The organism is Aeromicrobium sp. SP1 (genome assembly GCF_055663785.1).
Genome location: NZ_JBQVVK010000001.1, coordinates 2,696,624 through 2,723,017, shown reverse-complemented (window position 1 = coordinate 2,723,017; position 26,394 = coordinate 2,696,624). Strand labels below are relative to the sequence as shown.

Sequence of the window (26,394 nt, the reverse complement as noted above, 5' to 3'; positions counted from 1 at the left end):
TTCCAGTCTCCCAAGAGGTGGGTGAGGTTCATCGGAGGACCGCCTCCATCACGGATCGGGCGATCGGCCCGCCCAGACGTCCGCCGGCGATGTCGGTGGTGTTGTTCGTGGACTCGACCAGCACGGCCACGGCGACCTGCGGGTCGTCGGCCGGCGCGAAGCCGATGAACCACGCGTACGGGGGTCGATCCGCGGCCGACTCGGCGGTGCCGGTCTTGCCGCCCACCTCGACGCCCGGGATCCTGGCCGGCGTACCGGTGCCGGAGTCGACGACGGCGACCATCATGTCGTTCAGCTCGCGGGCGTCGCCGGTCGACATCGCCCGTCCGATCTCCTTGGCCTTCGGCTCCTCGAGGATCGACAGGTTGGGTGCCCGGACGGTACGGACCAGGTGCGGCTTCATCAGGACGCCGTCGTTCGCGACGGTGCCGGCGACCATGGCCATCTGCAGCGGTGTCGCGGCGACCTCGTACTGACCGATGCCCGTCTGCGCGAGCTGCGGCGGCTCGAGCGTGGTGTCGGGGTCGGCGATGACCCGGCTGGGGTAGGACACGAGGTCGTCGAGCGGCTTGTCGCCGAAGCCGAACTTGCTCGCCTGATCGACGAGGGTGTCCTGGCCGACCTTGCCCGCGAGCCAGCCGAAGGACACGTTGCACGACACCTTGAGCGCCTGCTCGAACGTGATGGGGTTGCCCCCACAGTTGCCGCCGCCCTCGTTGGTCAGCTTGTAGTCGATGCCCGGGAAGCCCAGCGTCGCGCCGCCCTTGACCTCGTCGTCGGCCTTCAGTCCGAGTTCGTCGATCGCGGCGGCGGAGGTGACGGTCTTGAAGGTCGACCCCGGCGGCAGGATCGTCTCGGTGGACCGGTTGGTCAGCGGCGAGGACTCGTCGTTCTGCAGCGCGTCCATCGTCTTCGTGACCTTCGTGAGGTCGTGGCTCGCGAGGTTGTTCGGGTTGTAGGTCGGCTGGGTGACCATCGCGAGGATCTCGCCGGTCTGCGGATCGAGGGCGACCACCGCGCCGGTGGTGTCCTCGCCGAGGTCGGCGAGCCCGTTGAAGGCGGCCTTCTGGGCGGCCGGGTCGAGGGTCAGCTCGACGCTGCCGCCCTGCGGCTGGTTGTTGGAGACCAGGTCGATGAGCCGGTTCACGAACAGCCGGTCGTCGCTGCCGGACAGGATCGAGTTGTACGTGCGCTCGATGCCCGACTGGCCGTAGATGTAGGAGAAGTAGCCGGTCACGGCCGCGTACAGGCGCGGCTCGGCGTACTTGCGCTGGAACTGCCACTTGTCGTCGATCGGGACGGACTCGGCGATCGGCTCGCCGTCGACGATGATCGCGCCGCGCTCGCGGCTGAACTCCTCGTCGATGACGCGGCGGTTGCCCTGCTTGGCGTTGAGGTCGTCGGCCTGCACGAACTGGACGTAGTTCGCGTTGAGCAGCAGGGCGAGGAACAGCACGAGGCAGGCGACGGCCATGGCGCGGATGGGCTTGTTCACAGTTTCACCACCTGGGTCTCGTCGTCACCTGTGATGGCCGTGACCTCGGGAGCCGGTCGGCGGGTCTGGTCACTGATTCGCAGCAGCAGCGCGATGATCGACCAGTTCATGATGATCGAGGAGCCGCCGGCCGCCAGGAACGGTGCGGTCAGGCCGGTCAGCGGGATGAGTCGGGTGACGCCGCCCGCGACGACGAAGACCTGCAGCGCGAACGAGGCCGAGAGGCCGACCGCGAGCAGCTTGCCGAACGCGTCGCGGCACGTCAGCGCGATGCGCAGTCCGCGTTCGACGACGAGGCCGTAGATCACGAGGACGGCCATCAGCCCGGCGAGGCCGAGCTCCTCGCCGATCGAGGACAGGATGAAGTCGCTGAAGCCGAAGGGGGTCAGCTCGGGGCTGCCCTGTCCCCACCCTCGGCCGAGTAGCCCGCCGTGCGCGAGTCCGTACAGCGCGCTGATGATCTGGTAGTTCGCGTCGGGATCGGCCCACGGGTCGAGCCATGCGTCGAAGCGCGCGCGGACGTGCCCGAAGGCGAGGTAGCCCAGGTACGTGCCGGCGGCGAACAGCAGCGCGCCGACGAAGAGCCAGCCCGGGCGCTCGGTGGCGACGTAGAGCATCACGACGAACAGGCCGAAGAACAGCAGCGAGGAGCCGAGGTCGCGCTGGAAGACCAGGATGCCGATGCTGGCGAGCCAGCCGACGAGGATCGGTCCGAGGTCGCGGCCGCGCGGCAGGTCGACGCCCAGCACGCGCCGGCCGGCGAGCGCGAGCGCGTCGCGCTTCGTCACGAGGTAGCCGGCGAAGAAGATGGCCAGCGCGATCTTGCCGGCCTCGGCGGGCTGGAAGCTGAACGGGCCGAGCTGGATCCAGATCTGGGCGCCGCGCTTGGCGCTGCCGATGACGGGCAGTCGCGGCAGGATCAGCAGCACGAGCGCCAGCAGGCCGAACGAGTAGGTGTACTGCTGCAGGCGGCGGTGGTCGCGCACGATCAGCAGCACGGCGACGAACAGCAGGATGCCCAGGATCGTCCACCGCAGCTGTCCCTGCGCGAACGGGCCGTAGGGAGAGCCGGCCGCGTCGAGTCCGAGGTCGATCCGGTAGATCATCGTCAGGCCGATGCCGTTGAGGCACACGACGAGCGGCAGCAGCACGGGGTCGGCGTAGGCGGCGAACTGGCGCACGGCCAGGTGCGCGCCCAGCGCGACGAGTGCGTACACCGCGCCGACGGTGTAGATGCCGGCCGGGACGTGGCCGTCGAAGCCGAGGCCGACGGCGGCGTACGAGCCGATGCCGATCGTGATCGCGAGCAGGAGCAGGACGAGCTCGGCGCCGCGACGCTTGCGCGGGACCCAGGTGGGTGTGGAGGAGGCGGGACTGCTCATGCGGTCCCGCTCGTGGCCGGTGACGCCGGTGCCTTCGTCGTGGGGGCGGTCGTCGGGGTCGGGGTGGGAGTTGGGGTCGGCTCGGTGACCTGGATGCTCAGGTTCGTGACGATCCGCTTGGCCTCCGCCAGGTCGGCGGCGGCGATCCCGGCCTCGACGCGCTGCCGCTGGTAGGCGGGCAGGCTGTCGATCTCGACGCCCGTGACCTGGTCGACGTGCGACAGCGTCAGTCCCGGGACGGAGACCTCGACGCCGCGGAAGATCGCGACCTTGCCGTCCGACGCGGCGACGTAGTACTGCCGCTGCGACCAGTCGTAGGCGTAGGCGGCGGCGCCTCCGACGAGACCGAGGACGACCAGGACGGCCAGCAGCCAGCGCAGCCACAGCCGACGGGGCGTGGGCTGGGGCGCGTAGCGCAGTTCCTCGGGGTCGGGCTCGACGGCGCCGGGTGCGTCGGCGAACGTCACCGCCGGCGCCGTGGACGCCGTGACGTTGCCGGTGCGGGCCCGCGGCTGGGTCGTCGCGGCCCCGACGAGCTGGGCCTGGCCGTCGGCGCACACGAGGTTCTCGTCGACCGGCGAGTCGGCGTCGACGAATTCGGCGATCACGACGGTGACGTTGTCGAAGCCGCCGGCCTCGAGCGCGAGTCGGACGAGCTCGGTGGCGGCCTCGTCGATCGTCTCGAGCTTGAGGTTCCGCTCGATGACGTCGTCGCCCACCATGTCGGTGAGGCCGTCGCTGCACAGCAGGTAGCGGTCGCCCGCGGACGGCTGGAGCCACGTGAAGTCGGGTTCGAAGTCGTCGCGGCCCAGGATCGCGCGCAGCAGCAGCGACCGGTGCGGGTGGACGCGCGCCTCCTCGGCGGTGATCCGGCCCTCGTCGACGAGGCTCTGCACGAACGTGTGGTCGACGCTGATCTGGGCGAGCCGTCCGCCGCGCAGGCGGTAGGCGCGGGAGTCGCCGATGTGGGCGACGGCCAGCTTGTCGCCGTCCCACAGCATCGCCTCGAGCGTCGTGCCCATGCCCTCGACGGCCGGGTCCTCGTCGATCAGCCGGGCGAGCCGGTGGTTGGCGGCCATCACCGCGGTCTTCAACGCCTCGAGGGCGTCGCCGTCGGCGTCCGGGTCGAGGTCGCGATCGAGCGTGCGGATCTCGGCGAGGGTGGCCGACGAGGCGAGGTCGCCCGCGGCCGCACCGCCCATGCCGTCGGCGATCACCAGGAGCCGGTCGCTCGCGTAGCCGGAGTCCTGGTTGTTCGAACGTCGCAGACCGACGTCGGTCAGCGCCACGTAGCGATAGGTCAGCGACGCCATCTACTTGCGCAACTCCACGATCGTCTTGCCCAGCCGGACAGACGTGCCGATCGCGACCGGAACCGGCGAGGTGACGCGCTGGCTTCCGATGTACGTGCCGTTCGTGGAGCCCAGGTCCTCGACGAACCACTGCTCCCCGTTCGTGGCGAACCGGGCATGGCGGGTGGAGACGTAGTCGTCGTCGAGTCGGATCGCGGCATCGGTGCCACGGCCGAGCAGGATCGGGTCGCCGCCCAGCGGCACGCTCTGGCCGGCGTTCGGCCCGTCGACGATCTGCAGCGTCGAGGGCGCCCCGCGGACCTTCTTCGCACGGTTCGACTTCTGCGCCTTGGGCTGCTTCTGGCCCTTGGCGACCTTCGGCGTCGCGGCCTTCGTCCCGAAGATGTCGGTGCGGATCACCGAGATGGCCGACAGCACGAACAGCCACAGCACGGCCAGGAAGCCGAGCTTGATGAGCGTGAGCGTCAGTTCGCTCATCCGATCACCTCCTCGCCGATGTGCACCGTGATCGTGGTGTTGCCCAGGCGCACGTGGGAGCCGTCGTGCAGGACGGCGGCGTCAGCGCGGCGCCCGTCGACGATCACGCCGTTCGTGGAGCCGAGGTCGCGCACCTCGACGCCCTCGCTGCCGAAGACGATCTCGGCGTGGTTGCGGCTGATGCCGGGGTCGTCGATCTTGAGGTCGACGGTCGAGCCGCGCCCGATCGAGATGCCGGGCGGGTTGACCGGGTGCCGCAGGCCGCCGATGTCGAGGACGACCTTCGCGCGCCGCACGGCGGTGTCGGTGATGGGCTCGCCGCGCACGGGCGTGACCGAGGCGTTGGACCGGCTGACGATCGTGAAGCGGCCGGTGTGCAGCTCCTCGTCGCGCGCGAAGTCGATGTGGATCGGGCCGGCGGCCGTGTAGCGCTGCTCCTGCAGGTGCTCGTGCAGCAGGGTGCTCAGCTCGGTCGCGAGCGTGGCGCCGTAGGGGGCCAGCCGGTCGTGGTCGGCCGGGGACAGCTCGACGCTGAAGTCGTTCGGCACGAGCGTCCGCTCACGGCTGAGGATCGTGGCGTTGTTGTCGACCTCGCGCTGCAGTGCCGCGGCGATCTCGACGGGTTGGACGGCGCTGCGGAACGCGCGGGCGAAGGCACCGGTGACGGCGCCCTCGAGGCGCTTCTCGAAGCGCTGCAGCACTCCGGCCATCGATGGTCACCTCCTCGGGCATGCGAATGTCGACCTGTGTGGTCCTGTCGATCGTATCGGCCATGCCCGCCGACGGTCGTCCTCCACGCGCGAGCCGGAGGGTCGAGCCCGTGGAAACCGTGCTTCCCGATCCTGTTAGACTCATCCCTCGGTCCGGTTTCCGGGCCACTGCGCGAGTGGCGGAATGGTAGACGCGCTGGCTTCAGGTGCCAGTGTCCGCAAGGGCGTGGGGGTTCAAATCCCCCCTCGCGCACCCGATCGATCGGCCCCTGAACTGCGAGACTCCTCGCGGATCAGGGGCCTTTCGCTTTCGTTGGCCCGTGTGGGCGGTGACTTACGAACCTGTGGCCGGTGGGGGCGGTGACCTACGTACGTTTGGCCGGTGTGGGCGGTGACTTACGTACCTCAATCGTGGATCTGCGGTGCGCCACTCACCGCCCGGGGGCCTCAGGAGTACGTAAGTCACCGCCCACGGGCCCCAGCGGTACGTAACTCACCGCCCACGGGGGCTCAGGGCGCGCCGCACGTCGCGAGTCGGCGCAGGGCCGCGGCGCGGCTGAACGCCTCGTCGGTCGGGGCGAGGTAGCGCAGCAGAGCGACGCCCCGGTCGTCGGGAGAGACGACGACGCGGGCGCCCGCGGGTGCGCGGATCGACTCCCCGCCGCGGGGCACGACCAGGATGTCGGCGCCGGCCGGAGCAGTGCGGTCGTTCGTCACGAAGAAGTTGTCCGTGCGGCCGTCGTAGAGGGTCAGCGACCAGTAGTCGTCCCAACCGGGTGCCGAGATGCGCACCGGCCCGTCGGACAGGTCGAACGAGCACGCCGAGTACGCGAGGTCCGGCGACGAGCGGACGATCTGCTGGTTCTGCGGGGTCGTGCGAGGGGCGTGCTCCCAGCGGTTGGTGCCACCGGCCTCGTCCGCGATCCGGTGCTCGGCGATCCGCATGATCGCGTGGGGAGCGAACAGCACGACGACGAGATGGGCACCGACCGCGACGAGCACCGCGACGGCGACAAACAGCAGGCGACGCTTCAGGTGAGTCACGATGACTCACCGCACGAGATCCGCCGGATCGACGGGACGGGCACGCTCGACGGGTCGTCGAGGACCACCTCGGTGGGCACGTAGAGACGCAGCAGCAGGTTCGGGTCGTCGGCGTTGCGCATCGAGATCCAGTTGACGCCCGTCCCCGGAGTCGAGGCCAGCCGAGCCGCCCAGGCCGGACCGGCATCCCGCTCGACCGACGTCGCGTCGAGCGAGGGGTGGTCGTCGGTGTTGTCGGCGAGCCACGCCCCGTCATACAGCGTGATCGACCACCACGTCGCGGGGAAGCCCGCGCCCCGCAGGTCGTAGACGCAGTCCGGGTCGAGGACCCTGCCCTCGTCGTCCTGCGTCGCGACGAAGTACACCGCCTCCTGCTTCGTCATGGCCAGGAGCGCCTGCACGGCGGTCGTCGACCGGACGTAGAGGCCTGCGTCCTGACTTCCGCGGTCGAGATTGATCGACCAGGCGCCGACGGTGACGTCGCCGCGGCCGGGCAGACCGGACAGCAGGACGGCGACCGCGGAGCCGACCCCGACGACCAGCCCGAGCAGCACGGCCACGCCCCAGCGCCACGCTTTCCTCCAGCCCATGGCCCGAACGTAGCGCCGGTGGGGGTGGTCGGGGCCACAGTCGCTCCGCGAGCCGACCTCGGCCGAGCCGCCCTAGGATGACGGGGACGCGCTCACCGACGCGCGCGCCGGTCACGTCCCCACCACCGATGCGGGAGCCACATGTCCGAGTCACTCGAAGTCCACGGCGTCGACACCGTCGACCTCGCGCTGCCCGAGCCGACGCCCGATCACTTCCGGCGGTCGCTGCTGCACCACCTGCAGTACACGCTCGGCACCGACCCGGAGCACGCGTCGAAGTTCGACTGGCGGATGGCGCTCACCCACACGATCCGCGACCGGTCGCTCGAGCCGTGGTTCGCGGCGACGCGGCGCACGTGGGACGAGGACCGCAAGCGCGTCTACTACCTGTCCATGGAGTTCCTCATCGGCCGGCTGCTCGAGGACGCCACGATCAACCTCGGTCTGCGCGACGTCGCGGTCGAGGTGCTGGACGGACTCGGGCTGGACTTCGCCGACCTCGCCGACGACGAGCCCGATGCGGCCCTCGGCAACGGCGGTCTGGGCCGGCTCGCCGCGTGCTACCTCGAGTCGATGGCCACGCTCGGCTGCCCCGCCTACGGCTACGGGCTGCGGTACGAGCACGGCCTGTTCAAGCAGCGCTTCGAGGGCGGCCGCCAGATCGAGGCTCCCGAGGACTGGCTCGTCACCGACAACCCGTGGAACTTCACCCGCCCCGAGTCGGCGTACACCGTCGGCTTCCGCGGTCAGCTCGTGCAGCAGGACGGCCGCGAGGTGTGGCAGCCCCAGCTGCAGGTGATCGCGGAGGCGCACGACACCCCGGTCGTCGGGTGGGGCAAGCAGTGGGCGAACACGCTGCGGTTGTGGGCGGCCAAGCCGAGCGCCGACCTGTTCGACCTCGCGCGGTTCAACGCCGGCGACTTCGCCGCCGCGGCCGAGCCCGAGGCGTGGGCGCGCACCCTCAGCCGGGTGCTCTACCCGAACGACACGACCTCGCGCGGCAAGGAGCTGCGGCTCTCGCAGGAGTACTTCCTCACGTCGGCCTCGGTGCAGGACATCCTGCGGCGCTACCTCCGGGGCCACGACGACCTGCGCCGACTCCCGGACCACGTCGCGATCCAGATGAACGACACGCACCCGGCGATCGCGGGCCCCGAGCTCATCCGCATCCTCGTCGACGAGCACGGCTTCGGCTTCGACGCGGCCGTCGACCTCACGACGCAGGTGCTCGGCTACACGAACCACACGCTGCTGCCGGAGGCGCTCGAGCGCTGGTCGGTCGGTCTCATGCGCAAGGTGCTGCCGCGCCACCTGCAGATCATCGGGCAGATCGAGGGCCGGGAGAACGCCGGCCTGCTGCGCGACGACCAGGTGCAGATGGGCGATCTCGCCTTCGTCACGAGCCACAAGGTCAACGGCGTGTCCGCGCTGCACACCGACCTGGTGCGCCGGGACCTGTTCCCCGCGCTCGAGGCCAAGCACCCGGGTCGCATCGTCAACGTCACGAACGGTGTCACCCCGCGGCGGTGGATCAAGCTGGCCAACCCGCCCCTGGCCCGGCTCATCACCGACACCGTCGGCGAGGGGTGGGAGACCGATCTCGAGCGCCTGCGCGGGCTCGAGGAGCGGATCGGCGACGAGGGCTTCCGCGAGGCGTACGGCGACACGAAGCGGCAGGCGAAGGAGCGGCTGGCGGCGTGGCTCGCCGAGCAGCACGGCATCGAGATCCCGACGAACGCGCTCTACGACGTGCAGGTCAAGCGCCTGCACGAGTACAAGCGGCAGCTGCTCAACATCCTGTGGACGATCGCGCACTGGCAGCGCATCAAGAAGGACCCCACCGCGGGCTGGGTGCCGCGCGTGAAGATCTTCGGCGGCAAGGCCGCCCCGAGCTACGCGATGGCCAAGGACATCATCCGGCTCATCAACGACGTGGGCGCGGTCGTGAACGCCGACCCGGACACGCGCGACCTGCTGCGCGTCGTCTACCCGCCGAACTACAACGTGTCGATGGCCGAGAAGCTCATCCCCGCCGCCGACCTGTCCGAGCAGATCTCGACCGCGGGCATGGAGGCCTCCGGAACGGGCAACATGAAGTTCGCGCTCAACGGGGCGCTCACGATCGGCACGCTCGACGGCGCCAACGTCGAGATCCGTGAACACGTCGGCGCCGACAACTTCTTCCTGTTCGGCCTCACCACCGACGAGGTCGCGGCCCGTCGCGCCGAGCCGGACCACGCGCGCACCGCGATCGAGAAGAGCCAGCCGATGCGCGACGTGCTGCAGGCGATCGCGGAGGGCACCTTCAGCCCCGGCGATCCGAACCGCTACGGCGGCATCGTCGACATGCTGTGGAACAGCGACTGGTTCCTCGTGGCCTCCGACTTCGACGCGTACGACGCGGCCCAGGCCGAGGTCGACCGGACGTACCTCGACCACGAGCGGTGGCAGAAGATGGCGATCCTCAACGTCGCTCGCATGGGCTACTTCTCCTCCGACCGCTCGATCCGTGAGTACATGAGCGAGATCTGGGACGTCACGCCCGCGCTGTGACAGTCGCCGTGGGGTGCCAAGAGCCCCGCGCGGTGGTTGGATGACAACTGACCCCAGGAGGCGACACCGATGGCCGAGGACACGACCCCGCTGGTCCTCGACGCGGCCGAGGCGTGGCAGCTCGCCCAGGGGGTGCACCCGGACCCCTTCGCGGCCCTCGGGCCGAGCGCCGACGACGAGTACGTGGTCGCCCACATTCCCGGCGCCGAGCACGTCTGGGTCGTCAACGACACCGACGAGTCACCGATGCGGCCCCATCCCGCGTCGCCGGCGGTGTTCGTCGGGGCGTTCCTGCCGTTCTACCGGCTGCGCATCCAGTGGCCCGGCGGCGTCACGGAGGAGCGCGAGGACCCGTACCGCTTCGGGCCGGTCCTGGGCCAGATCGACGAGTACCTCATCGGCGAGGGCACGCACCGGCGGCTGTGGGAGGTGCTCGGCGCCCGGGTCATGACCCACGAAGAGGTCGAGGGCGTCCACTTCGCGGTGTGGGCCCCGCACGCCGACCGGGTCTCGGTCGTCGGTGACTTCAACGGCTGGAACGGCGCCTCCCACCCGATGCGGCCGCGCGGCGCCACGGGCGTGTGGGAGCTGTTCCTGCCCGCGCTCGGCGAGGGCACCGTCTACAAGTACGACATCATCGGCCAGGCGGGCCGGCGCGTCCCGCTCAAGGCCGACCCGCTCGGCTTCGGCAGCGAGCACCCGCCGCGCACGGGCTCCGTCGTACGCCAGCTAGGTCAGCACGACTGGCAGGACGCCGACTGGCTCGAGAACCGGCACGAGACCACCGCCGTCGACGCGCCGATGAGCACGTACGAGGTACACCTCGGCTCGTGGCGCCGCGTCGCGCAGGACGCCGGCCGGCCGCTGTCCTACCTCGAGCTGGCCACCCAACTGGTCGACTACGTCGCCGACCTGGGCTTCACGCACATCGAGGTGCTGCCGATCAGCGAGCACCCGTTCGACGGCTCGTGGGGCTACCAGCCGATCGGCCTGTTCGCGCCGACGATCCGGTACGGAACGCCCGCGGAGTTCGCCGCGTTCGTCGACGCCGCCCATGCGAAGGGCCTCGGCGTCCTGGCCGACTGGGTGCCCGGCCACTTCCCGACCGACCAGCACGGGCTCGGCCGCTTCGACGGCACCGCGCTGTACGAGCACGCCGATCCGCGCGAGGGGTTCCACCCCGACTGGAACACGCTGATCTTCAACTACGGCCGCCCCGAGGTGCTGAACTACCTCGTCGCGAACGCGCTGTACTGGCTGCACGAGTACCACCTCGACGGCCTGCGCGTCGACGCCGTCGCCTCGATGCTCTACCGCGACTACTCGCGCCAGCCCGGTGAGTGGATCCCGAACAAGGACGGCGGCCGCGAGAACTACGAGGCCATCGAGTTCCTCCAGGAGGCCAACATCGCCTCGTACGCCGAGCATCCCGGCGTCACGATGATCGCCGAGGAGTCGACGACGTTCCCGGGCGTGACCCACCGGGTCGACCAGCACGGGCTGGGGTTCGGCTACAAGTGGAACCTCGGCTGGATGAACGACTCGCTGACGTACTTCGGCAAGGACCCGATCTACCGCAAGCACCACCACCACGACCTCACGTTCGGCCTCACGTACGCGTTCACCGAGAACTTCGTGCTGCCGATCAGCCACGACGAGGTCGTGCACGGCAAGGGCTCGATGTACGGGCGGATGCCGGGCAACCACGCCGACAAGCTCGGCAACCTCAAGGCCTTCTACGGCTACATGTGGGGCTACCCGGGCAAGAAGCTGCTGTTCATGGGCCAGGAGTTCGGCCAGCCCGCCGAGTGGAACCACGACGGCGAGCTGGACTGGGGCGTCCTGGACGACCCGGGCCACGCAGGCGTGCAGAGCGTCGTCCGCGACCTCAACCGGCTCTACCGCGAGCAGCCGGCCCTGCACCGCAACGACACCCACGGCCGCGGCTTCCAGTGGCTGCTGGTCGACGCCGTCGACGAGCAGGTCTTCGCGTGGCTGCGCCGCGGCGACGAGGGCGACCCGCACGTCGTCATCGTGCTCAACCTGACTCCCGTCGAACGCACCGGCTTCCGCGTCGGCTTCCCCGTCGAGGGACGGTGGATCGAGGCGCTGAACACGGACTCCGAGCTGTACGGCGGAGGCAACCGCGGCAACACCGGGGCGATCGAGACCGAGCCCGTCCCCGCCCAGAACGAGGCGCAGTCGGCCCTGCTGACCCTGCCGCCCCTGTCCGCCATCTACTTCGTGGAGGAACGGTCATGACCCCACCCAACACACCCCCCGCCCACATCATGGGTGCCCCGCCGCGCCTGTCCAGTCAGGCGATGGCGTTCGTCCTCGCGGGCGGTCGCGGCAGCCGGCTCGAGGAGCTGACGGACCGACGCGCGAAACCAGCGGTGCAGTTCGGCGGCAAGGCCCGGATCATCGACTTCCCGCTGTCGAACGCGCTCAACTCCGGGATCCGCAAGATGGCGGTCGCGACGCAGTACAAGGCGCACTCGCTCATCCGGCACATGCAGCGCGGCTGGGGATTCTTCCGGGCGGAGCGCAACGAGTACCTCGACATCCTGCCCGCGAGCCAGCGCGTCGAGGAGACCAAGTGGTACCTCGGCACCGCCGACGCCGTGACCCAGAACATCGACATCGTCGACGACTACCACGTGAAGTACGTGATCATCCTGGCCGGCGACCACGTCTACAAGATGGACTACGAGATCATGCTGCGCCAGCACGTAGAGAAGGGTGCCGACGTCACGGTCGGCTGCCTCACCGTGCCGCGCGAGGAGGCGTCCGCGTTCGGCGTCATGCACGTCGACGAGACGGGGCGCATCGTCGACTTCCTGGAGAAGCCGGCCGACCCGCCGGGCACGCCCGAGGATCCGGACATGGCGCTGGCCTCGATGGGCATCTACGTCTTCGACTGGGCGTTCCTGCGTGACCTGCTCCTGATGGACGCCGAGGACACGAGCAGTCGCCACGACTTCGGTCACGACATCATCCCCTCGATCGTCCGCGGTGGCAGTGCCTTCGCGCACCGGTTCAGCGAGTCGTGCGTCATGAGCGGTCTCGAGACCGAGCCGTACTGGCGTGACGTCGGCACGATCGATGCCTTCTGGCAGGCGAACATCGACCTGACCGAGTTCATCCCGGCGCTCGACATGTACGACAACGCGTGGCCGATCTGGACGTACGCCGAGCTGTCGCCGCCGGCGAAGTTCGCGCACGACCAGGAGGGCCGCCGCGGCAGCGCCGTCCAGTCGCTCGTCTCGGGCAACTGCATCGTCAGTGGCTCGGAGATCCGCAACTCACTGCTCTCGACGGGCACCCGCACGCACTCGTACGCGATGCTCGACCACGTCGTCGCGCTGCCCGACGTCGACGTCGCGCGGGCCGCGCGGCTCACGAACTGCGTCGTCGACAGTCGCGTCCGGATCCCCGAGGGCATCGTCGTGGGCGAGGACCCGATCGAGGACGAGAAGTGGTTCCGCGTCACGAAGAGCGGCATCGTGCTGATCACCCAGCCGATGCTCGACCGCCGTGCCGCGGCACTCGACTGAGGCGCGCTCGTGGCACGAAGGCGGTCGAGCGTCCTGTCCGTGGCCTCGGAGTGCGTTCCGCTGCTGAAGACCGGTGGACTGGCCGACGTGGTGGGAGCGCTGCCCGCCGCCCTCTCACCGCTCGGCTGGCGGTCGCGGGTCCTGATGCCGGCGTATCCCGGGTTGGTGGACCGGTTCCGGACGCTCAAGCCGGTGTGGGAGGACCCCGACCTGTTCGGTGGCCCGGCCGTCGTGCGGGCCGGCCGGCACCGCGGGCTCGACCTGCTCATGCTCGATGCCCCGCACCTGTACGACCGCGCGGGCGGTCCCTACAACGTCGACGGCCACGACCACCCCGACAACCACGTGCGGTTCGCCGCGCTCTCGTGGGTGGGCGCCCGGCTGGCGATCGACGGCACAGGTGACGGCTGGCGCCCGGACGTCGTGCACGCCCACGACTGGCAGGCCGGGCTCGTCCCGTCCTACCTGCACTACGCGGGCTCGGACGTGCCCAGCGTCATGACGATCCACAACATCGCGTTCCAAGGGGTCTTCGGCCCCGACCAGCTCGACCGGCTGCGCCTGCCGACGTGGGACTTCCACCCGGAGGCGCTGGAGTACCACGGGCTCGTCAGCACGCTCAAGGCCGGCATGGTGCACGCCACGAAGGTCACGACCGTCAGCCCGACGTACGCCGAGGAGCTCGCGACGCCCGAGTTCGGCTTCGGGCTCGAGGGGGTCGTGGCCGCTCGCCGCGACGGGGGCGACATGCTCGGCATCGTGAACGGCATCGACACGACCGTGTGGGACCCCGCGAAGGATGCGTTCCTCACGCCGTTCTCGGCGGAGGACGTCACGGCGAAGCAGCTCAACCGGCGGGCGCTGCTGGACGAGTTCGGCCTGGTCGAGCCGTCCGGACCGCTCGCCGTCGTGGTCACCCGACTGACCCACCAGAAGGGGGTCGACCTGCTGCTCGAGGCGCTGCCGGGCTTCGTCGAGGCGGGCGGCGCGGTCATCGTGCTCGGCTCGGGCGACCCGGGCTACGAGTACGGGCTGGGCCAGTTGGCCTCGTGGTACCCGCACGCCGTGGGTCTGCGGATCGGCTACGACGAGCCGCTGAGCCATCGCATGTACGGCGGCGGCGACCTCGTGCTGGTGCCGTCGCGGTTTGAGCCGTGCGGTCTGACGCAGCTCTACGGCCTGCGCTACGGGACCGTGCCCCTCGTCGCCTCGACCGGAGGCCTGCGCGACACCGTCGCCGACGCGACGCCCGAGGCGCTCGGGGCCGGAACGGCGACCGGCTTCGCCTTCACCGAGATCGACCCCGGCGGCCTCTCCCAGGCGCTGGCGCGTGCCGTCGACCTCTACGCCGACCCCGTCGCGTGGGAGCGGCTCCGCCGTCAGGCCATGGCCGCACCGGTCGACTGGGGGCCGTCCGCCCAGCAGTACGCCGACCTCTTCTCGGAGCTGGTCGCATGAGCCGCGGTGCGACCGGGGTGCGGGCATGAGCGAACGTCTGGTCACGTCCGGCCGCCCCTGGCCGCTCGGCGTGACGCTCGACGGCGACGGCGTGAACGTCGCGGTGCTGGCCGCCACCGCCGAGCTCGTCGAGTTCTGCCTCTTCCACCCCGACGGCCGCGAGGAGCGGATCGGCCTGGTCCATCGCGACGGGAACGTCCGGCACGCGCACATCGCGGGGATCGGGGCCGGCGACCGCTACGGTCTGCGCGCGCACGGACCCCAGCGCCCGGGCGACGGGCTGCGGTTCAACCCGGCCAAGCTGCTCGTCGACCCGTGGGCGCGCGCGCTCGACGGCCGGCTGCGGTGGGACCTGCTCATGGCGGGGCACGGAGCCGGGGGTGACCTGACGATCGACGACCGCGACAGCGCGGCCGTCGTGCCGAAGGGCATCGTCGTCGCCGACCCGACCGGTCCCGATCCCGCGGCCAATCGCCCCCACCACGGGCTCGCCGACCTCGTCGTCTACGAGGCGCACGTCAAGGGGATCAGCGCCCTGCACCCGGACGTGCCCGAGGAGCTGCGCGGCACGTACGCGGGGATGGCGCACCCGGCGATCGTCGACCACCTCGTCCGGTTGGGGGTCACCGCCGTCGAGCTGCTCCCCGTCCAGGCGTTCCTCGACGACCAGTTCCTCGTCGCGAAGGGGCTGTCCAACTACTGGGGGTACCAGCCGATCGCGTGGTACGCGCCCGACCCGCGCTACGCCCGTGAGGATGCCGTCGCCGAGTTCCGTCACCTCGTCCACACGCTGCACGAGGCCGGCATCGAGGTCATCCTCGACGTCGTCTACAACCACACGGGCGAGGGCGACGAGCTCGGACCGACGCTGTCGCTGCGCGGGCTCGACAACGGCGTCTACTACCGACTGGTCGACGGCGGTCGGCACTACGTGAACGACACCGGCACGGGCAACACCCTCGCGGTCGACCGGCCCTCGGTGCTGCGGCTCGTGCTGGACAGCCTGCGGTACTGGGTCGAGCAGTACGGCGTGGACGGGTTCCGGTTCGATCTGGCGTCGACGGTCGGCCGCACCCACAAGGGCTTCCGCCCGAACGGTCCGTTCTTCTCGGCGATCCGGCAGGACCCCGTCCTGACGACGGTCAAGCTGATCGCGGAGCCGTGGGACCTCGGACCCGGGGGCTATCAGCTGGGCCACTTCCCGCACCCGTTCAGCGAGTGGAACGACCGCTTCCGTGACGGTGTGCGCGGGGTCTGGCGCGGCGAGACGCTCGGCACCGCGGACCTCGGCTCACGGATGCTGGGCTCGGCCCAGCTGTTCGACCACTCGGGGCGACCCGCGACGGCCTCGGTGAACTTCGTGACCGCCCACGACGGCTTCACCCTCGCCGACGTCGTGTCGTACGCGCACAAGCACAACGAGGCCAATGGCGAGAACAACCACGACGGTCATGACGAGAACCTCTCGGACAACCTCGGCGTCGAGGGGCCGACGGAGGATCCCGTCGTGCTCGCGGCGAGGGCACGCCGGGTGCGCGGGATGCTCGCGACGGTCCTGCTGGCGCAGGGCGTGCCGATGCTGCTCGCCGGTGATGAGATCGGCAACAGCCAGGGCGGCAACAACAACGCCTACGCGCAGGACAATCCGATCGGCTGGATCGACTGGTCGGCGCCCGACGGCGACCTCCTCGATCTCGTGAGCCGGCTCGTCGCGTTGCGCCGTGAGCTCCCGGTGCTGCGCCAGCGGACGTTCATGCACGGGCGACTGCGCGCGGACGGCCGACCGGATGTCACGTGGCTGCGCGCCGACGGCGAGGTCCCGACCGAGGAGGACTGGAACGACCCCGCATGGCGCGCGGTCGCCGTCGTGATCCGTGGAGCAGCCGGGGACCCGGTCGGCGAGCACCTCACGGACGCCGCGCTGATCGTCCTCAACACCGGCGACGACGTGGAGTTCTCGTTGCCGGACGCCCTGGACGACCGCACGTGGCACCTGCGGGTCGACACCGCACGCCCCGACGCCGCTGGCCCGGCAGCCCCGGTCTACGAGGTGCTGGGCCAGTCGGTCGTCGTGCTGAGCGCGCAGTGAGACGAGTGCTGAGCGCGCAGTGAGACGAGTGCTCAGTCGCCGGGCCACTCGCCGGTGGCCCTGGCGAAGGCGCGAGCGCCCTGCCGTTCGATGATCGCCCGGACGCCGGCGAAGATCGCGCCCTGGATCACCGCGGCGAGCAGGATCTCCTTGAACGGGAACTCCGACTGCGTGGGCGACGGCGGGTCACCCTCGGAGTTCGGGCTGGCGCGTTTCCACACCTGCTTGAACACCGCGGTGGCAATGAGCCCGGCGATGATCGACGTGACGAGAGCGACCGGCTTGTACAGAATCTTCGCCGAGGTGCTGGCAGGCGCGGTCTTCGTGCCGCCCATCAACTCGCGGCCGACGCGCGGCGGGCCAGGATCTCCGTGCGCTCGGCCTCCGTGAGGCCGCCCCAGACGCCGTACGGCTCCTGGACGGCGAGAGCGTGCTCGCGGCAGCGCTCGATGACCGGGCAGGTGGCACAGACTGCCTTCGCCGACTCCTCGCGGCGGTGGCGCTTCATGCCTCGTTCGGCTTCGGGTGAGAAGAAGACCGAGGAATCGGCGCCCATGCAGGCGCCCTCCCACTGCCACTCGTAGGACTCAAGAATCGGCGACGGAAGTCGCTTGATGTTGACCATGTGCTGCCCCTTCCCCAAGGGTGCGGACCGACACGGGCTGTGATGCTCAACCCGGTAAGTAGTTCGACCGTACTACCCAACTTATTCACGATGCAAGCACTTTGAATAAGTTCATCCCCCATTCACCCCGCCTGAACTTGTTCAGACGGCGAGCAGGGTGAACAAGTTCTAGGGTGGTCGGCATGCAGGGGCGGTGGACGGTGGGGGCGCTGTCGAAGTTGCTCGGGATCGCCGCACCCACGTTGCGGACGTGGGAACGGCGCTACGGCATCGGTCCCACCTATCGCACCGTCGGCGGCCATCGCCGGTACACGATCGTCGATGCCGACCGGGTCGCCACGATGGCCAGGTTCATCGCTGACGGCGTCCCGGCCCGGGAGGCCGCGGAGCATGTCATGCGGATGCCACCGCACGAGCTCGCGGCCGTCATCGCCTCGGGATCGGAGGGCCTGCGCGCGTCGTCGCGCGAGTACGCGATCGTCGAGATCCTGAAGGGCGCCGTGGACTTCGACGGACCCAAGGTCCAGGCCGTCGCCGAGGAGTCGATCGACCGGCTCGGCCTCGTCGAGGCATGGGACTCTACGATCGCTCCGGCCCTCATCGAGGTCGGCGAGCAGTGGGAGGACGGCCGGCTCAGTGTCGCGGCCGAGCACCTCGTGAGTGCCCGGGTCCTCGAGGCGCTGCGCGCGTCGGCGCACCGGCACCCGGTCGCGATGCGCTCGAGCGTCGTCCTCGCGACGACGGAGGACGAGCAGCACAAGCTCCCGGTCGTCGCCCTCGGCGCGGCTCTTGCCGAGGTCGGGATCGCCTCGACCGAGCTGGGCTCGCGGCTGCCGCTGGACGCCCTCGAGGCGTTCGTCGAGACGACGTCGCCCGCGGTCGTGTTCCTGTGGTCCTCGGTCGTGACGCCCGGTGCCGCGGACCTGCAGCGCATCGTCGAGGTGGGTGGCCGGACCCGGCTGCTGCTCGGCGGGCCGGCCTGGCCCGTGGGCCTCGTCACGTCACGCACGCTCGGCGAGGCGGTCGAGCACGTGCAGGCCGCGCTCGGCGAGGAACTACCCTGAGGGCATGGCCGAACCGCACGTCGTCACCGAGATCGAGGGCCCCGTCGCCCACGTCTGGCTCAACCGTCCCGACAAGTTGAACGGCATCACGTTCGACCTGCTCGACGGGCTCGTCGAGGCCGCCGACCGCATCGAGGCCGACCCCGGCGTGCGGGCCGTCCTGCTCGAGGGCCGCGGTCCGTCGTTCTGCGCCGGACTCGACTTCGGTCAGGTCATGACCGACAAGAAGCGGGTCGCGCGGTACTTCCTGCCGAACCCGCTGAAGGGCACGAACCGGTTCCAGCAGCCGCTGTGGGCGTGGCGCGAGCTGTCGGTGCCCGTGATCGCCGTGACGCGCGGTCACGTGTTCGGTGGCGGCATCCAGCTGGCCCTCGCGGCCGACTTCCGGTTCACGACCCCCGACTGCCAGTGGTCGGTCCTCGAGGCCAAGTGGGGCCTCGTCCCCGACATGAGCGGCACGGTGGCGCTGTCCGAGCTGGTCGGCGCCGACCTGGCCAAGCGGCTCGTCATGACCGGCGAGGTCTTCTCCGGCGAGCAGGCCGTCGAGTACGGCATCGCCTCGGGCGTCGCCGAGGATCCGCTCAAGCCCGCGCTCGAGCTGGTCGACCAGCTCGTCGCCCGCTCGCCCGACTCGGTCGCCGCGTCGAAGAAGCTGCTGAACGAGACCCGACGCGCCAGCCCGCGCCGGGCGTTCCGGCTCGAGCGTCGCCTGCAGGCGGCGATGTTCAAGTCGCCGAACACCGCGATCGCGCGCAAGGCCGGCGCGAACAAGACCGAGCCCGAGTTCGGGCCCCGCTCCTTCGGGCGCTAGTTCGCCCCGCATTGTTAGGGTTTCGCAGGTGAGCGAGGAAAAGCGCAAGAAGGTCGCCGACCAGTACGACCGTGGGTACGACTACACGCAGTACTGGAACAACCGTGACTACGAGAACGCCGCCGAACAGGTCGCGATCCGCCGGCTGCTGAAGGGCCGTCATTTCGCGAAGGCCGCGGACGTGGGTGGCGGCTTCGGCCGGCTCGCCCTGCTGCTGCGCGAGTACGCCGATCGAGTGACCCTGGCCGAGCCGAGCCAGACCCAGCTCGACGCCGCCGAGGATTTCCTCGCCGGCACCGACGTCATCAAGCAGCGGCAGCAGGCCGACGACCTGCAGTTCGCCGACGGCGAGCTCGACCTCGTCACGATGGTGCGCGTCATGCACCACATCCCCGAGCCGACGGCGGAGTTCGCCGAGATCGCCCGGGTCCTCGCGCCGGGCGGCACCGCGATCATCGAGGTGGCGAACTACGGCCACTTCAAGAACCGCCGGGCGTTCAAGAAGGCCGGCAAGGCGCTGCCGAAGGAGCCCGTCAGCATCCGCACCGTGGCCGCCGACGAGCCCGACGCGATCGCCTTCGTCAACCACAACATCGACACCGTCGTGCAGCAGTTGGCGGACGCGGGCCTGACGCTGCAGGGCAAGCTCTCGGTCTCCAACCTGCGCAGCCAGAAGCTCAAGAAGGCGCTGCCCAAGTCGGTCATGGTCGGCGTCGAGCGCGTCCTGCAGAAGCCGCTCGCGAAGAACGACTTCGGTCCCTCGATCTTCCTGGAACTGCGCAAGACCAGCTGAGGTGGCGACCTACCGCACGATCGACCGGCCGCTCGGGGAAGGCGCCGAGGCCGAGGTCGTCGTGCTGAGGTCGCGATTCCTGGCCGAGGTCCGACGGGTCGAGGACGAGCCCGCGGCGCGTGACGTCGTCGCGCAGGTCCGGGCCCGCCACCACGACGCGCGGCACCACTGCACGGCCTTCGTGATCGGGCCAAACGGGTCGCTGCGGCGCAGCAACGACGACGGCGAGCCCTCGGGGACCGCGGGCCGGCCCATGCTCGAGGTCGTCACGGGCCGCGGGGTGAGCGATGTCGCGGTCGTCGTCACGCGCTGGTTCGGCGGCACGCTGCTCGGCACGGGCGGTCTGGTGCGGGCTTACGGCGACGCGACGGCGGCGGCGCTCGACGCGGCGGGAACGCGCGAACGCGTCCTGTGGCAGTGCGCGCGGGTCACGGCGCCGGTCACCGAGGTCGGTGCGCTGGAGCACCGGCTCCGCCGGGACGCCGACGTCCTCGACGTCGAGTACGGCGCCGAGCAGGTGGTCCTCACGGTCGCCCATCGGGATCCGGGCGTGCTCGACCGCCTCGACGTCAGCGAGCTCGATCCAGTCTGGCGGGACGCCTGAGCGTCACAGGCCGAGGCGCGCGAGGACCTCGCGGACGTGCCCGAGTGCCGCGGGATCGCTGAAGCCCGAGGTGTCGTCGAAGTACAGGCCGTCGCCGATCAGCTGGATCGTGCGGGCGAGCGCGTCGTCGCCGAGGTGCTCGCGCAGCACGTGGAACCAGCCCTCGCGGATGTCGGCGAGCGCCTCACCGGCGCGGTGGTCGTTCTCCTGGGCGATGCGGGCGGCGGCGATCAGACCGCGGTCGAAGTCGCTGCCGGAGTCGACCGAGGTCTCGAGGTAGAAGTCGACCGGTCCCTGGGGCGCGGCGCGCATCTTCTCGACGTCGGCGGCGGCCAGCCCGCGCAGGCGCTCGACCATGGCCTCGACGAGGGCGTCCTTGCTGTGGAAATGGTAGAGCAGGCCGCCCTTGGAGACACCGGCCGCGGCAGCGACGGCGTCGAGTGTCGCCGCGCGGCTGCCCTCACTGACCAGGAGTCGCTCGAAGGCGTCCAGCACCTTGTCCCGGGTGCTGGGCTCGTCGGGGGCACTCGGCATGCGCCCACTGTAGTGAACGCCACAGTCGGGACGGCGGAGATCGGTTGGGACTGTACCGTCTGGACGGTATAGTTGAATGATGACCACGTTCATCTCCCCCACGCGCGCCGGGCGGCGCGAGTGGACCGCGCTGGCGGTCCTCATGCTGCCCGTCCTGCTGGTGTCGGTGGACAACACCGTGCTGTCCTTCGCGCTGCCCGAGATCAGCCGCGAACTGCGACCGACCGGCAACCAGCTGCTGTGGATCGTCGACCTCTACGCGCTCATGCTCGCGGGCCTGCTCATCGCGATGGGCAGCATCGGCGACCGCGTCGGCCGCCGCCGCCTCCTGGTCCTCGGTGCTGTCGGCTTCGGTGTCGCCTCCGCGGTGGCCGCCTTCAGCACGTCGCCCGAGATGCTGATCGCGGCGCGCGGTCTGCTCGGCTTCTTCGGCGCGACGCTCATGCCCTCGACGCTCTCGCTGATCCGCAACATCTTCGACAACGACCGCGACCGCCGGCTCGCGATCGCGACGTGGGCGGCCATGTTCTCCGGCGGCGCCGTCCTCGGTCCCGTGCTGGGCGGCTACCTGCTCGAGCACTTCTGGTGGGGCTCGGTGTTCCTCATCAACGTGCCGCTCATCGTCCTGTTCGTGCCGGCGGCGCTCGCCGTCGTGCCCGAGTCGCGCGATCCGCAGCCCGGTCCCGTCGACGTGCCCTCGATCGCCCTGTCCCTGCTGGCGATGGTGCCGCTGGTCTTCGCGATCAAGCACGGGGCGACCGCGGGTGTCGACGACACGACCCTCGCCGCCGCGGCGCTGGGGATCGGCGCCGGCTGGCTGTTCGTCCGCCGCCAGCGGTACGCCGCCTCGCCACTGCTCGACCTCGCGCTGTTCCGGAACCCGGTCTTCAGCGGCGCGCTCGTCGCGAACGCGCTGAGCCTCATGGGCCTGGCCGGCTTCCTCTACTTCGCCGCGCAGCTGCTGCAGCTCGTGCTCGGTCTGTCGCCGCTGGAGTCGGCGCTCGTGCTGGTGCCCGGACTGGTCGCGACCATGGTCGCGGGCTTCGCGGCCGTACGACTCGTCGAGCGGATCCCCGCCCGCACGCTCGTCCCGTTGAGCTTCCTGCTCTCGTCGACGGGCTACGCGATCGCGGCGTTCACCGGCCATCCGACGGTTGTCTCGGTGGCGGTGGCGTTCACGGTGCTCGGCATCGGCATCGGCCTGGCCGAGACGATCACGAACGACCTCATCCTGTCGAGCGTCCCGGCGCAGAAGGCCGGTGCCGCCTCGGCGATCTCGGAGACGGCGTACGAGATCGGCGCCGTGCTGGGCACGGCCGTGCTCGGCACCGTGCTGACCGCGACCTTCCGGTCCCACCTGACCGTCCCGGCGGTGGCCCGCTACGGCGACAGCGAGAACGCGTTCGAGACCCTCGGCAGCACCCTGCAGTTCGCCGAGCGCTTCTCCGAGCCTGTCGAGGCGTGGATGCACGGTTCGGCCGCGAGCGCCTTCGACCTCGGCGTCCAGCTGACCGCCGGCGCGGCCATCTTCATCGCCGCCGGCGCCGCCTGGGTGTCCCGCCGCACCCTGAGCCGCGGCTGATCGCGAGCCTCGCTGCTCTCGTGGGAAGGCGTCAGAGCCACCTAGGCTGGCCCGCATGCGGGTCCAGGTCGCGGTCGTCGGGGCGCTCCTCGTGCTCGGCGGCTGCTCGTCGGCGCCGCAGGAGACGGACGCGCCCGACGGGCTGACCGCGAGCATCATGCAGTACCGCGGCAAGCGGCTCACGCGCGACATCGCGGTGGCCTTCGCGAACGACGCGCGGCACCCCGTGACCCTCGAGTCGATGCGGCTGACGTCCAACCGGCTGTCCGAGCCGTTCACGTGGAAGGGTGCCGAGACCGTCGACGCCGGCTACGGGACGGGCATCGACGTCACCCCGGCACCGGGCACGTGTCCGGACGGCGAGGAGCTCGCGACGACCGCCGAGGTCACGTACCGGTACGCCGGGCAGGAGCGCCGCTCGCGCCTCGACGTGTCCGATCCCTACGACGTGCTCGGGAGTCTCGTCGACGGCGACTGTGGCGAGCGGTCCTTCGCCGAGGCGACCACGATGACGGTCGGCACGCCGAGCGTCGACGGCGACACGTGGACCGCCGACGTGACCCTCACGCCGACCGGGAAGCGCGACGACGTCGTGCTGCTCGGTCTCGCACCGACGCTCAAGTTCGCCTTCGGGCCGCGCACGCCCACCGAGGTCGAACTGCCGCTGGACACGCCGCAGCACGTCCACCTCGACGTCGTCATGGGTCGCTGCGACCCGCACATCGCGGCCGAGGACAAGGTGGGCTCGCGCTTCGGCGCCCGCGTCCGCACGGCCGACGTGCCCGAGGCCTACTTCACGCTCGACCTGCCCGAGGCGGTGCACGCGTCCCTCGACGAGTTCTACGCCGACCACTGCCGGCTCTGACGGCCGCCGACCTGCGAGACTGGCGACGTGACCGAGCGCTACCCCGAGAACGACCATGCGGGCGAGCGGACGCTGCTCGTCGCCGCGGCCTACGTCGTGCTGCGCCGCGGGGACGAGGTGCTGATGCAGCAGCGGGCCGGCACCGGCTACCGCGACGGATTCTGGGCCGTACTGGCCGGACACGTCGATCCCGGCGAGTCCGTGCACGAGGCGGCCGTGCGGGAGGCGTTCGAGGAGTCGGGCGTCACGATCGATCCCGTCGACCTGCGCCCGCTCACGACGATGCACCGGTTCGAGCGCTCCGGCCCTCCCGTCGAGCAGCGCGTCGACGTCTTCTTCGAGGCCACGCGCTGGGTCGGCGAGCCCGCACTGCGGGAGGCCGACAAGGCCGCGGCGATGGGCTGGTACCGCCTCGACGACCTGCCCGACCCGGTTGTCCCGCACGAACTCGACCTGCTCGACCTGCTGCGGACCGGCGCACCCGTGCCCGCGGTCATCTCGCTGCCGCGCTGACGGGAAGTCGACGGAGCTTGGCGGCCCGCGGGGCGGTGCCGTGCGAGCAGGGCTGGGAGGATGGGTCGGGTGACCCGCCGCGACAGTCTTCTGGCCGTACTCGTCGCGGTGATCTGGGGCTGCAACTTCGTCGCGATCCACGTCGGCCTGGCGGACGTGCCGCCGTTCCTGTTCCTCGCGATCCGGTTCGTGCTGGTCGCGTTCCCGCTCGTGCTGTTCGTGCCGAGGCCGCAGGCACCGTGGCACATCGTGGCCGGAGTCGGGCTGTTCATGAGCTTCGGCCAGTTCGGCCTGCTGTACCTCGCGATGGCGATCGGGATGCCGGCGGGCCTCGCGGCGCTCGTGCTGCAGGCACAGGTCATCTTCACGATCCTCATCGCGTGGGGCGCGCTCGGTGAGCGGGCCTCCTCCCGCCAGCTGGCCGGTGCCGCGATCGGCACGGCGGGACTCGCGATCGTCGGCTGGGGCTTTCACGCCGACGCCCCGATCGTGCCGCTGCTCGTCACCGTCGCGGCCGCGCTGTCGTGGGCCGTCGGCAACGTCATCGTCCGCGCGGCGAAGGTCACGTCGGGGCTCTCGCTCGTCGTGTGGTCGGCGCTGTGGGTGCCGCTGCCGTGCCTCGCGGTCTCGCTGCTCGTCGACGGGCCGGCCGAGATGTCCGCCGCGTTCGGCCGGTTCGGCTGGGAGGCGTGGGTCAGCACGCTCTACACCGTCGTGCTCTCGTCGCTCGTCGGCTACACGATCTTCAACGGCCTGATGGCCAAGCACCCCGCGGCCAGCGTCGTGCCCTACATCCTGCTCGTGCCGCCCGTGGGCGTGCTGGCCGCCTGGCTGGCGCTCGGTGAGGTGCCGAGTCCGCTCGAGTGGCTCGGCGGGGCCGTGATGATGGCCGGCGTGGCGATCGCGACGCTCACGCGCCGGGCGACATCAGCGCCGCCCGCGCCATCTGCGCCAGCAGGCGAGCCATTCCCGCCGTCCCGATCCGGGCGGACCTCGGCGTCGAGTTGAGCAGGCCGAACGTGGCCTGCACGGCGGCGCGTGCGGTGGCCCGGTCGATGCCGGGCCGCAGGTCGCGCAGGGTCGTGACCCACTCGTCGATGTAGGCCAGCTGCAGCTCGCGGACGGTCTGCTGGGCCCGCTCGGGCAGGTTCGGCCACTCGCGGTCCTGGATCACGATGAGCGCCGGGTGGGTCAGCGCGAACTCGACGTGCCACGCGATCAGCGCGTCGAGCGCGGCCGTGGGGTCGGGGGCGTCCGCGCGGCGCCGGCGACCCTCGTCGAGCAGGCGCTCGCTGATCGAGGTCAGCGACTGGGCGAGCAGGTCCTCCTTGCCCGCGAAATGCTTGTAGAGCGCCGGACCGGAGATCCCGCACGCCTCGCCGATGTCGTTGACGGACACCCCGTGGTAGCCGCGCTCGGCGAACAGTCCGGCGGCGGTGTCGAGGATCTGGTCGCGGCGGCCGGTCATGGCTCGAGCGTACCGGCGACGGTTAGCACTCGTTAACTCCGTCCGAGCGCCCTAGTGTCGTGACGTGCACGTCCTGGAGCGCGGTACCGGAACTCCCGTCGTCCTGATCCACGGCTTCGCGGTCGACCATCGACTGCTGCTGCCCTTCGACGAGGTCTTCGCCGCCGACGACGGTGCGTGGCGGCGCCTCTACCTCGACCTGCCGGCGCACGGCCGGTCGCCGCTCGGGTCCGTCGACGGGGCGTCCGCGGTCGTCGCGGCCGTCGAGGACGAGATCGCCGCGCGACTGGGCGACGAGCCGTTCGCGCTGGTCGGCAGCTCGTTCGGCGGGCTGGTGGCCCGCCAGATCGCCCACGACCTCCGCGACCGCGTGGTCGGCCTCGCGCTGATCGCCCCGGTCGTCCACTCCGCGGCGGCCGAGCGCGACCTGCCCCCGCGCACCGTGCTGACGCAGGACGATCGGCTCGTGGCCTCGCTGGGCCGGGCCGGGGACGCCTTCGCCGACATCGCGGTGGTCCAGACCCGCGCGACGGCCGACGCGTTCCTCGAGTTCGTGTGGCCCGGTCTGCGCTCGGGCGACGCGGCGGGTCAGGGCGTGATCGAGGCGGACTACGCGCTCCCTCGGCCACCCGAGTCCGGTGCCCCGACGTTCGACCGGCCGACCGCGATCGTGACGGGGCGACAGGACCACGTCGTGGGGTACCGCGACCAGCTGACCCTGCTCGACCACTACTCGCGGGCGACCTATGCGGTGCTCGACGGCGCGGGCCACAACGTCCATCTGGACCGGCCCGACGCCGTCGGGGCACTGCTGGCCGACTGGCTCTCGCTCGTGCGCGAGGTTAATGAGTGTTAACCTGACGCCGT

Annotated in this window: 25 protein-coding genes and 1 tRNA gene; 15 read left to right on the top strand and 11 right to left on the bottom strand. The window is 70.7% G+C overall.

Going from position 1 to position 26,394, the window contains the following annotated elements; genetic code table 11:
• Nucleotides 1–28: 28 nt before the first annotated feature.
• The 5 genes from ACT26F_RS13395 to ACT26F_RS13375 are packed head-to-tail and all read right to left on the bottom strand — an operon-like array spanning nt 29 to nt 5,377.
• On the bottom strand, nt 29–1,495 hold the full coding sequence (locus tag ACT26F_RS13395; RefSeq protein ID WP_471671044.1) for a peptidoglycan D,D-transpeptidase FtsI family protein: 1,467 nt from the start codon (nt 1,493–1,495) through the stop codon (nt 29–31).
• Nucleotides 1,492–2,877, bottom strand: coding sequence for an FtsW/RodA/SpoVE family cell cycle protein (locus ACT26F_RS13390; protein WP_471671043.1), 1,386 nt, complete (start codon nt 2,875–2,877; stop codon nt 1,492–1,494). The genes ACT26F_RS13395 and ACT26F_RS13390 overlap by 4 nt, the downstream gene beginning before the upstream one ends.
• Nucleotides 2,874–4,190 carry a PP2C family protein-serine/threonine phosphatase gene (locus ACT26F_RS13385; RefSeq protein WP_471671042.1) on the bottom strand — a complete coding sequence of 439 codons (1,317 nt, stop codon included), beginning with the start codon at nt 4,188–4,190 and terminating at the stop codon, nt 2,874–2,876. Before ACT26F_RS13385 ends, ACT26F_RS13390 begins: the two co-directional genes overlap by 4 nt.
• A complete protein-coding gene (locus ACT26F_RS13380) occupies nt 4,191–4,667 on the bottom strand; it encodes an FHA domain-containing protein FhaB/FipA (protein WP_471671041.1) in 477 nt (158 codons plus the stop codon).
• Nucleotides 4,664–5,377: an FhaA domain-containing protein gene (locus tag ACT26F_RS13375; protein WP_471671040.1), complete on the bottom strand. Its 714-nt coding sequence runs from the start codon at nt 5,375–5,377 to the stop codon at nt 4,664–4,666. The genes ACT26F_RS13380 and ACT26F_RS13375 overlap by 4 nt, the downstream gene beginning before the upstream one ends.
• 170 nt (nt 5,378–5,547) lie before the next feature.
• Between ACT26F_RS13375 and ACT26F_RS13370 the strand changes: the two genes are divergently transcribed.
• Nucleotides 5,548–5,630 (top strand) — tRNA-Leu (locus tag ACT26F_RS13370).
• A gap of 257 nt (nt 5,631–5,887) precedes the next feature.
• Here ACT26F_RS13370 and ACT26F_RS13365 read toward each other — a convergent pair.
• Nucleotides 5,888–6,421 carry a DUF1254 domain-containing protein gene (locus tag ACT26F_RS13365; RefSeq protein WP_471671039.1) on the bottom strand — a complete coding sequence of 178 codons (534 nt, stop codon included), beginning with the start codon at nt 6,419–6,421 and terminating at the stop codon, nt 5,888–5,890.
• Complete coding sequence (locus ACT26F_RS13360) at nt 6,418–7,011, bottom strand: DUF1214 domain-containing protein (RefSeq protein WP_471671038.1); 594 nt, start codon at nt 7,009–7,011, stop codon at nt 6,418–6,420. The genes ACT26F_RS13365 and ACT26F_RS13360 overlap by 4 nt, the downstream gene beginning before the upstream one ends.
• A 141-nt stretch (nt 7,012–7,152) precedes the next feature.
• On the opposite strand from ACT26F_RS13360, the gene ACT26F_RS13355 reads away from it, so the two are divergent.
• From ACT26F_RS13355 to glgX, 5 genes are all read left to right on the top strand, one after another.
• Entirely contained in the window at nt 7,153–9,564 is a 2,412-nt protein-coding gene (locus ACT26F_RS13355; protein WP_471671037.1) for a glycogen/starch/alpha-glucan phosphorylase, read from the top strand.
• A 69-nt stretch (nt 9,565–9,633) separates the two neighbouring features.
• Complete coding sequence (gene glgB / locus ACT26F_RS13350) at nt 9,634–11,826, top strand: 1,4-alpha-glucan branching protein GlgB (protein WP_471671036.1); 2,193 nt, start codon at nt 9,634–9,636, stop codon at nt 11,824–11,826.
• Nucleotides 11,823–13,121: a glucose-1-phosphate adenylyltransferase gene (glgC, locus tag ACT26F_RS13345; RefSeq protein WP_471671035.1), complete on the top strand. Its 1,299-nt coding sequence runs from the start codon at nt 11,823–11,825 to the stop codon at nt 13,119–13,121. Before glgB ends, glgC begins: the two co-directional genes overlap by 4 nt.
• A gap of 9 nt (nt 13,122–13,130) precedes the next feature.
• Nucleotides 13,131–14,579: a glycogen synthase GlgA gene (gene glgA / locus ACT26F_RS13340; protein ID WP_471671034.1), complete on the top strand. Its 1,449-nt coding sequence runs from the start codon at nt 13,131–13,133 to the stop codon at nt 14,577–14,579.
• 25 nt (nt 14,580–14,604) lie between these two features.
• On the top strand, nt 14,605–16,668 hold the full coding sequence (gene glgX / locus ACT26F_RS13335; protein WP_471671033.1) for a glycogen debranching protein GlgX: 2,064 nt from the start codon (nt 14,605–14,607) through the stop codon (nt 16,666–16,668).
• A 32-nt stretch (nt 16,669–16,700) separates the two neighbouring features.
• On the opposite strand, the gene ACT26F_RS13330 is transcribed toward glgX, so the two are convergent.
• Nucleotides 16,701–17,003 carry a DUF4235 domain-containing protein gene (locus ACT26F_RS13330; RefSeq protein WP_471671032.1) on the bottom strand — a complete coding sequence of 101 codons (303 nt, stop codon included), beginning with the start codon at nt 17,001–17,003 and terminating at the stop codon, nt 16,701–16,703.
• Nucleotides 17,003–17,293, bottom strand: a complete 291-nt coding sequence (locus ACT26F_RS13325; protein ID WP_471671031.1) for a WhiB family transcriptional regulator — start codon at nt 17,291–17,293, stop codon at nt 17,003–17,005. Before ACT26F_RS13325 ends, ACT26F_RS13330 begins: the two co-directional genes overlap by 1 nt.
• Nucleotides 17,294–17,475: 182 nt before the next feature.
• On the opposite strand from ACT26F_RS13325, the gene ACT26F_RS13320 reads away from it, so the two are divergent.
• Genes ACT26F_RS13320 through ACT26F_RS13305 form a run of 4 tightly spaced genes read left to right on the top strand, consistent with a single transcriptional unit; the run spans nt 17,476 to nt 20,565 of the window.
• Nucleotides 17,476–18,357, top strand: coding sequence for a MerR family transcriptional regulator (locus ACT26F_RS13320; RefSeq protein WP_471671030.1), 882 nt, complete (start codon nt 17,476–17,478; stop codon nt 18,355–18,357).
• Nucleotides 18,358–18,361: 4 nt separating this feature from the next.
• Nucleotides 18,362–19,168, top strand: a complete 807-nt coding sequence (locus ACT26F_RS13315; RefSeq protein WP_471671029.1) for a crotonase/enoyl-CoA hydratase family protein — start codon at nt 18,362–18,364, stop codon at nt 19,166–19,168.
• 28 nt (nt 19,169–19,196) lie between these two features.
• On the top strand, nt 19,197–19,961 hold the full coding sequence (locus ACT26F_RS13310; RefSeq protein ID WP_471671028.1) for a class I SAM-dependent methyltransferase: 765 nt from the start codon (nt 19,197–19,199) through the stop codon (nt 19,959–19,961).
• Nucleotide 19,962: 1 nt separating this feature from the next.
• Nucleotides 19,963–20,565, top strand: a complete 603-nt coding sequence (locus ACT26F_RS13305; RefSeq protein WP_471671027.1) for an IMPACT family protein — start codon at nt 19,963–19,965, stop codon at nt 20,563–20,565.
• A 3-nt stretch (nt 20,566–20,568) separates the two neighbouring features.
• On the opposite strand, the gene ACT26F_RS13300 is transcribed toward ACT26F_RS13305, so the two are convergent.
• Nucleotides 20,569–21,099 carry a TetR/AcrR family transcriptional regulator gene (locus ACT26F_RS13300; RefSeq protein WP_471671026.1) on the bottom strand — a complete coding sequence of 177 codons (531 nt, stop codon included), beginning with the start codon at nt 21,097–21,099 and terminating at the stop codon, nt 20,569–20,571.
• Nucleotides 21,100–21,178: 79 nt separating this feature from the next.
• Between ACT26F_RS13300 and ACT26F_RS13295 the strand changes: the two genes are divergently transcribed.
• The 4 genes from ACT26F_RS13295 (at nt 21,179) to ACT26F_RS13280 (ending at nt 25,067) form a co-directional block, all read left to right on the top strand.
• Entirely contained in the window at nt 21,179–22,681 is a 1,503-nt protein-coding gene (locus tag ACT26F_RS13295; RefSeq protein ID WP_471671025.1) for an MFS transporter, read from the top strand.
• Nucleotides 22,682–22,736: 55 nt separating this feature from the next.
• Nucleotides 22,737–23,546 carry a hypothetical protein gene (locus ACT26F_RS13290; RefSeq protein ID WP_471671024.1) on the top strand — a complete coding sequence of 270 codons (810 nt, stop codon included), beginning with the start codon at nt 22,737–22,739 and terminating at the stop codon, nt 23,544–23,546.
• A 27-nt stretch (nt 23,547–23,573) separates the two neighbouring features.
• Nucleotides 23,574–24,059 (top strand): NUDIX hydrolase, encoded by a 486-nt coding sequence (locus ACT26F_RS13285; RefSeq protein WP_471671023.1) that lies wholly within the window; start codon nt 23,574–23,576, stop codon nt 24,057–24,059.
• A 69-nt stretch (nt 24,060–24,128) separates the two neighbouring features.
• Nucleotides 24,129–25,067, top strand: a complete 939-nt coding sequence (locus ACT26F_RS13280; protein WP_471671022.1) for an EamA family transporter — start codon at nt 24,129–24,131, stop codon at nt 25,065–25,067.
• Here the strand turns inward: ACT26F_RS13280 and ACT26F_RS13275 are convergent.
• Nucleotides 24,970–25,527 carry a TetR/AcrR family transcriptional regulator gene (locus ACT26F_RS13275; protein WP_471671021.1) on the bottom strand — a complete coding sequence of 186 codons (558 nt, stop codon included), beginning with the start codon at nt 25,525–25,527 and terminating at the stop codon, nt 24,970–24,972. The two genes, ACT26F_RS13280 and ACT26F_RS13275, sit on opposite strands and share 98 nt — an antisense overlap.
• Nucleotides 25,528–25,591: 64 nt before the next feature.
• Here ACT26F_RS13275 and ACT26F_RS13270 point away from each other — a divergent pair, with 64 nt between their 5' ends.
• Nucleotides 25,592–26,383, top strand: a complete 792-nt coding sequence (locus tag ACT26F_RS13270) for an alpha/beta fold hydrolase (RefSeq protein ID WP_471671020.1) — start codon at nt 25,592–25,594, stop codon at nt 26,381–26,383.
• Nucleotides 26,384–26,394: the final 11 nt, after the last annotated feature.

Coding starts and splice junctions, on each gene's coding strand:
- ACT26F_RS13390 (WP_471671043.1), bottom strand. CDS start 2,877: ATGAGCAGTCCCGCCTCCTCCACACCCACCTGGGTCCCGCGCAAGCGT.
- ACT26F_RS13385 (WP_471671042.1), bottom strand. CDS start 4,190: ATGGCGTCGCTGACCTATCGCTACGTGGCGCTGACCGACGTCGGTCTG.
- ACT26F_RS13380 (WP_471671041.1), bottom strand. CDS start 4,667: ATGAGCGAACTGACGCTCACGCTCATCAAGCTCGGCTTCCTGGCCGTG.
- ACT26F_RS13375 (WP_471671040.1), bottom strand. CDS start 5,377: ATGGCCGGAGTGCTGCAGCGCTTCGAGAAGCGCCTCGAGGGCGCCGTC.
- ACT26F_RS13360 (WP_471671038.1), bottom strand. CDS start 7,011: ATGGGCTGGAGGAAAGCGTGGCGCTGGGGCGTGGCCGTGCTGCTCGGG.
- ACT26F_RS13355 (WP_471671037.1), top strand. CDS start 7,153: ATGTCCGAGTCACTCGAAGTCCACGGCGTCGACACCGTCGACCTCGCG.
- glgB (WP_471671036.1), top strand. CDS start 9,634: ATGGCCGAGGACACGACCCCGCTGGTCCTCGACGCGGCCGAGGCGTGG.
- glgC (WP_471671035.1), top strand. CDS start 11,823: ATGACCCCACCCAACACACCCCCCGCCCACATCATGGGTGCCCCGCCG.
- glgX (WP_471671033.1), top strand. CDS start 14,605: ATGAGCGAACGTCTGGTCACGTCCGGCCGCCCCTGGCCGCTCGGCGTG.
- ACT26F_RS13330 (WP_471671032.1), bottom strand. CDS start 17,003: ATGGGCGGCACGAAGACCGCGCCTGCCAGCACCTCGGCGAAGATTCTG.
- ACT26F_RS13325 (WP_471671031.1), bottom strand. CDS start 17,293: ATGGTCAACATCAAGCGACTTCCGTCGCCGATTCTTGAGTCCTACGAG.
- ACT26F_RS13320 (WP_471671030.1), top strand. CDS start 17,476: ATGCAGGGGCGGTGGACGGTGGGGGCGCTGTCGAAGTTGCTCGGGATC.
- ACT26F_RS13315 (WP_471671029.1), top strand. CDS start 18,362: ATGGCCGAACCGCACGTCGTCACCGAGATCGAGGGCCCCGTCGCCCAC.
- ACT26F_RS13300 (WP_471671026.1), bottom strand. CDS start 21,099: ATGCCGAGTGCCCCCGACGAGCCCAGCACCCGGGACAAGGTGCTGGAC.
- ACT26F_RS13295 (WP_471671025.1), top strand. CDS start 21,179: ATGACCACGTTCATCTCCCCCACGCGCGCCGGGCGGCGCGAGTGGACC.
- ACT26F_RS13290 (WP_471671024.1), top strand. CDS start 22,737: ATGCGGGTCCAGGTCGCGGTCGTCGGGGCGCTCCTCGTGCTCGGCGGC.
- ACT26F_RS13275 (WP_471671021.1), bottom strand. CDS start 25,527: ATGACCGGCCGCCGCGACCAGATCCTCGACACCGCCGCCGGACTGTTC.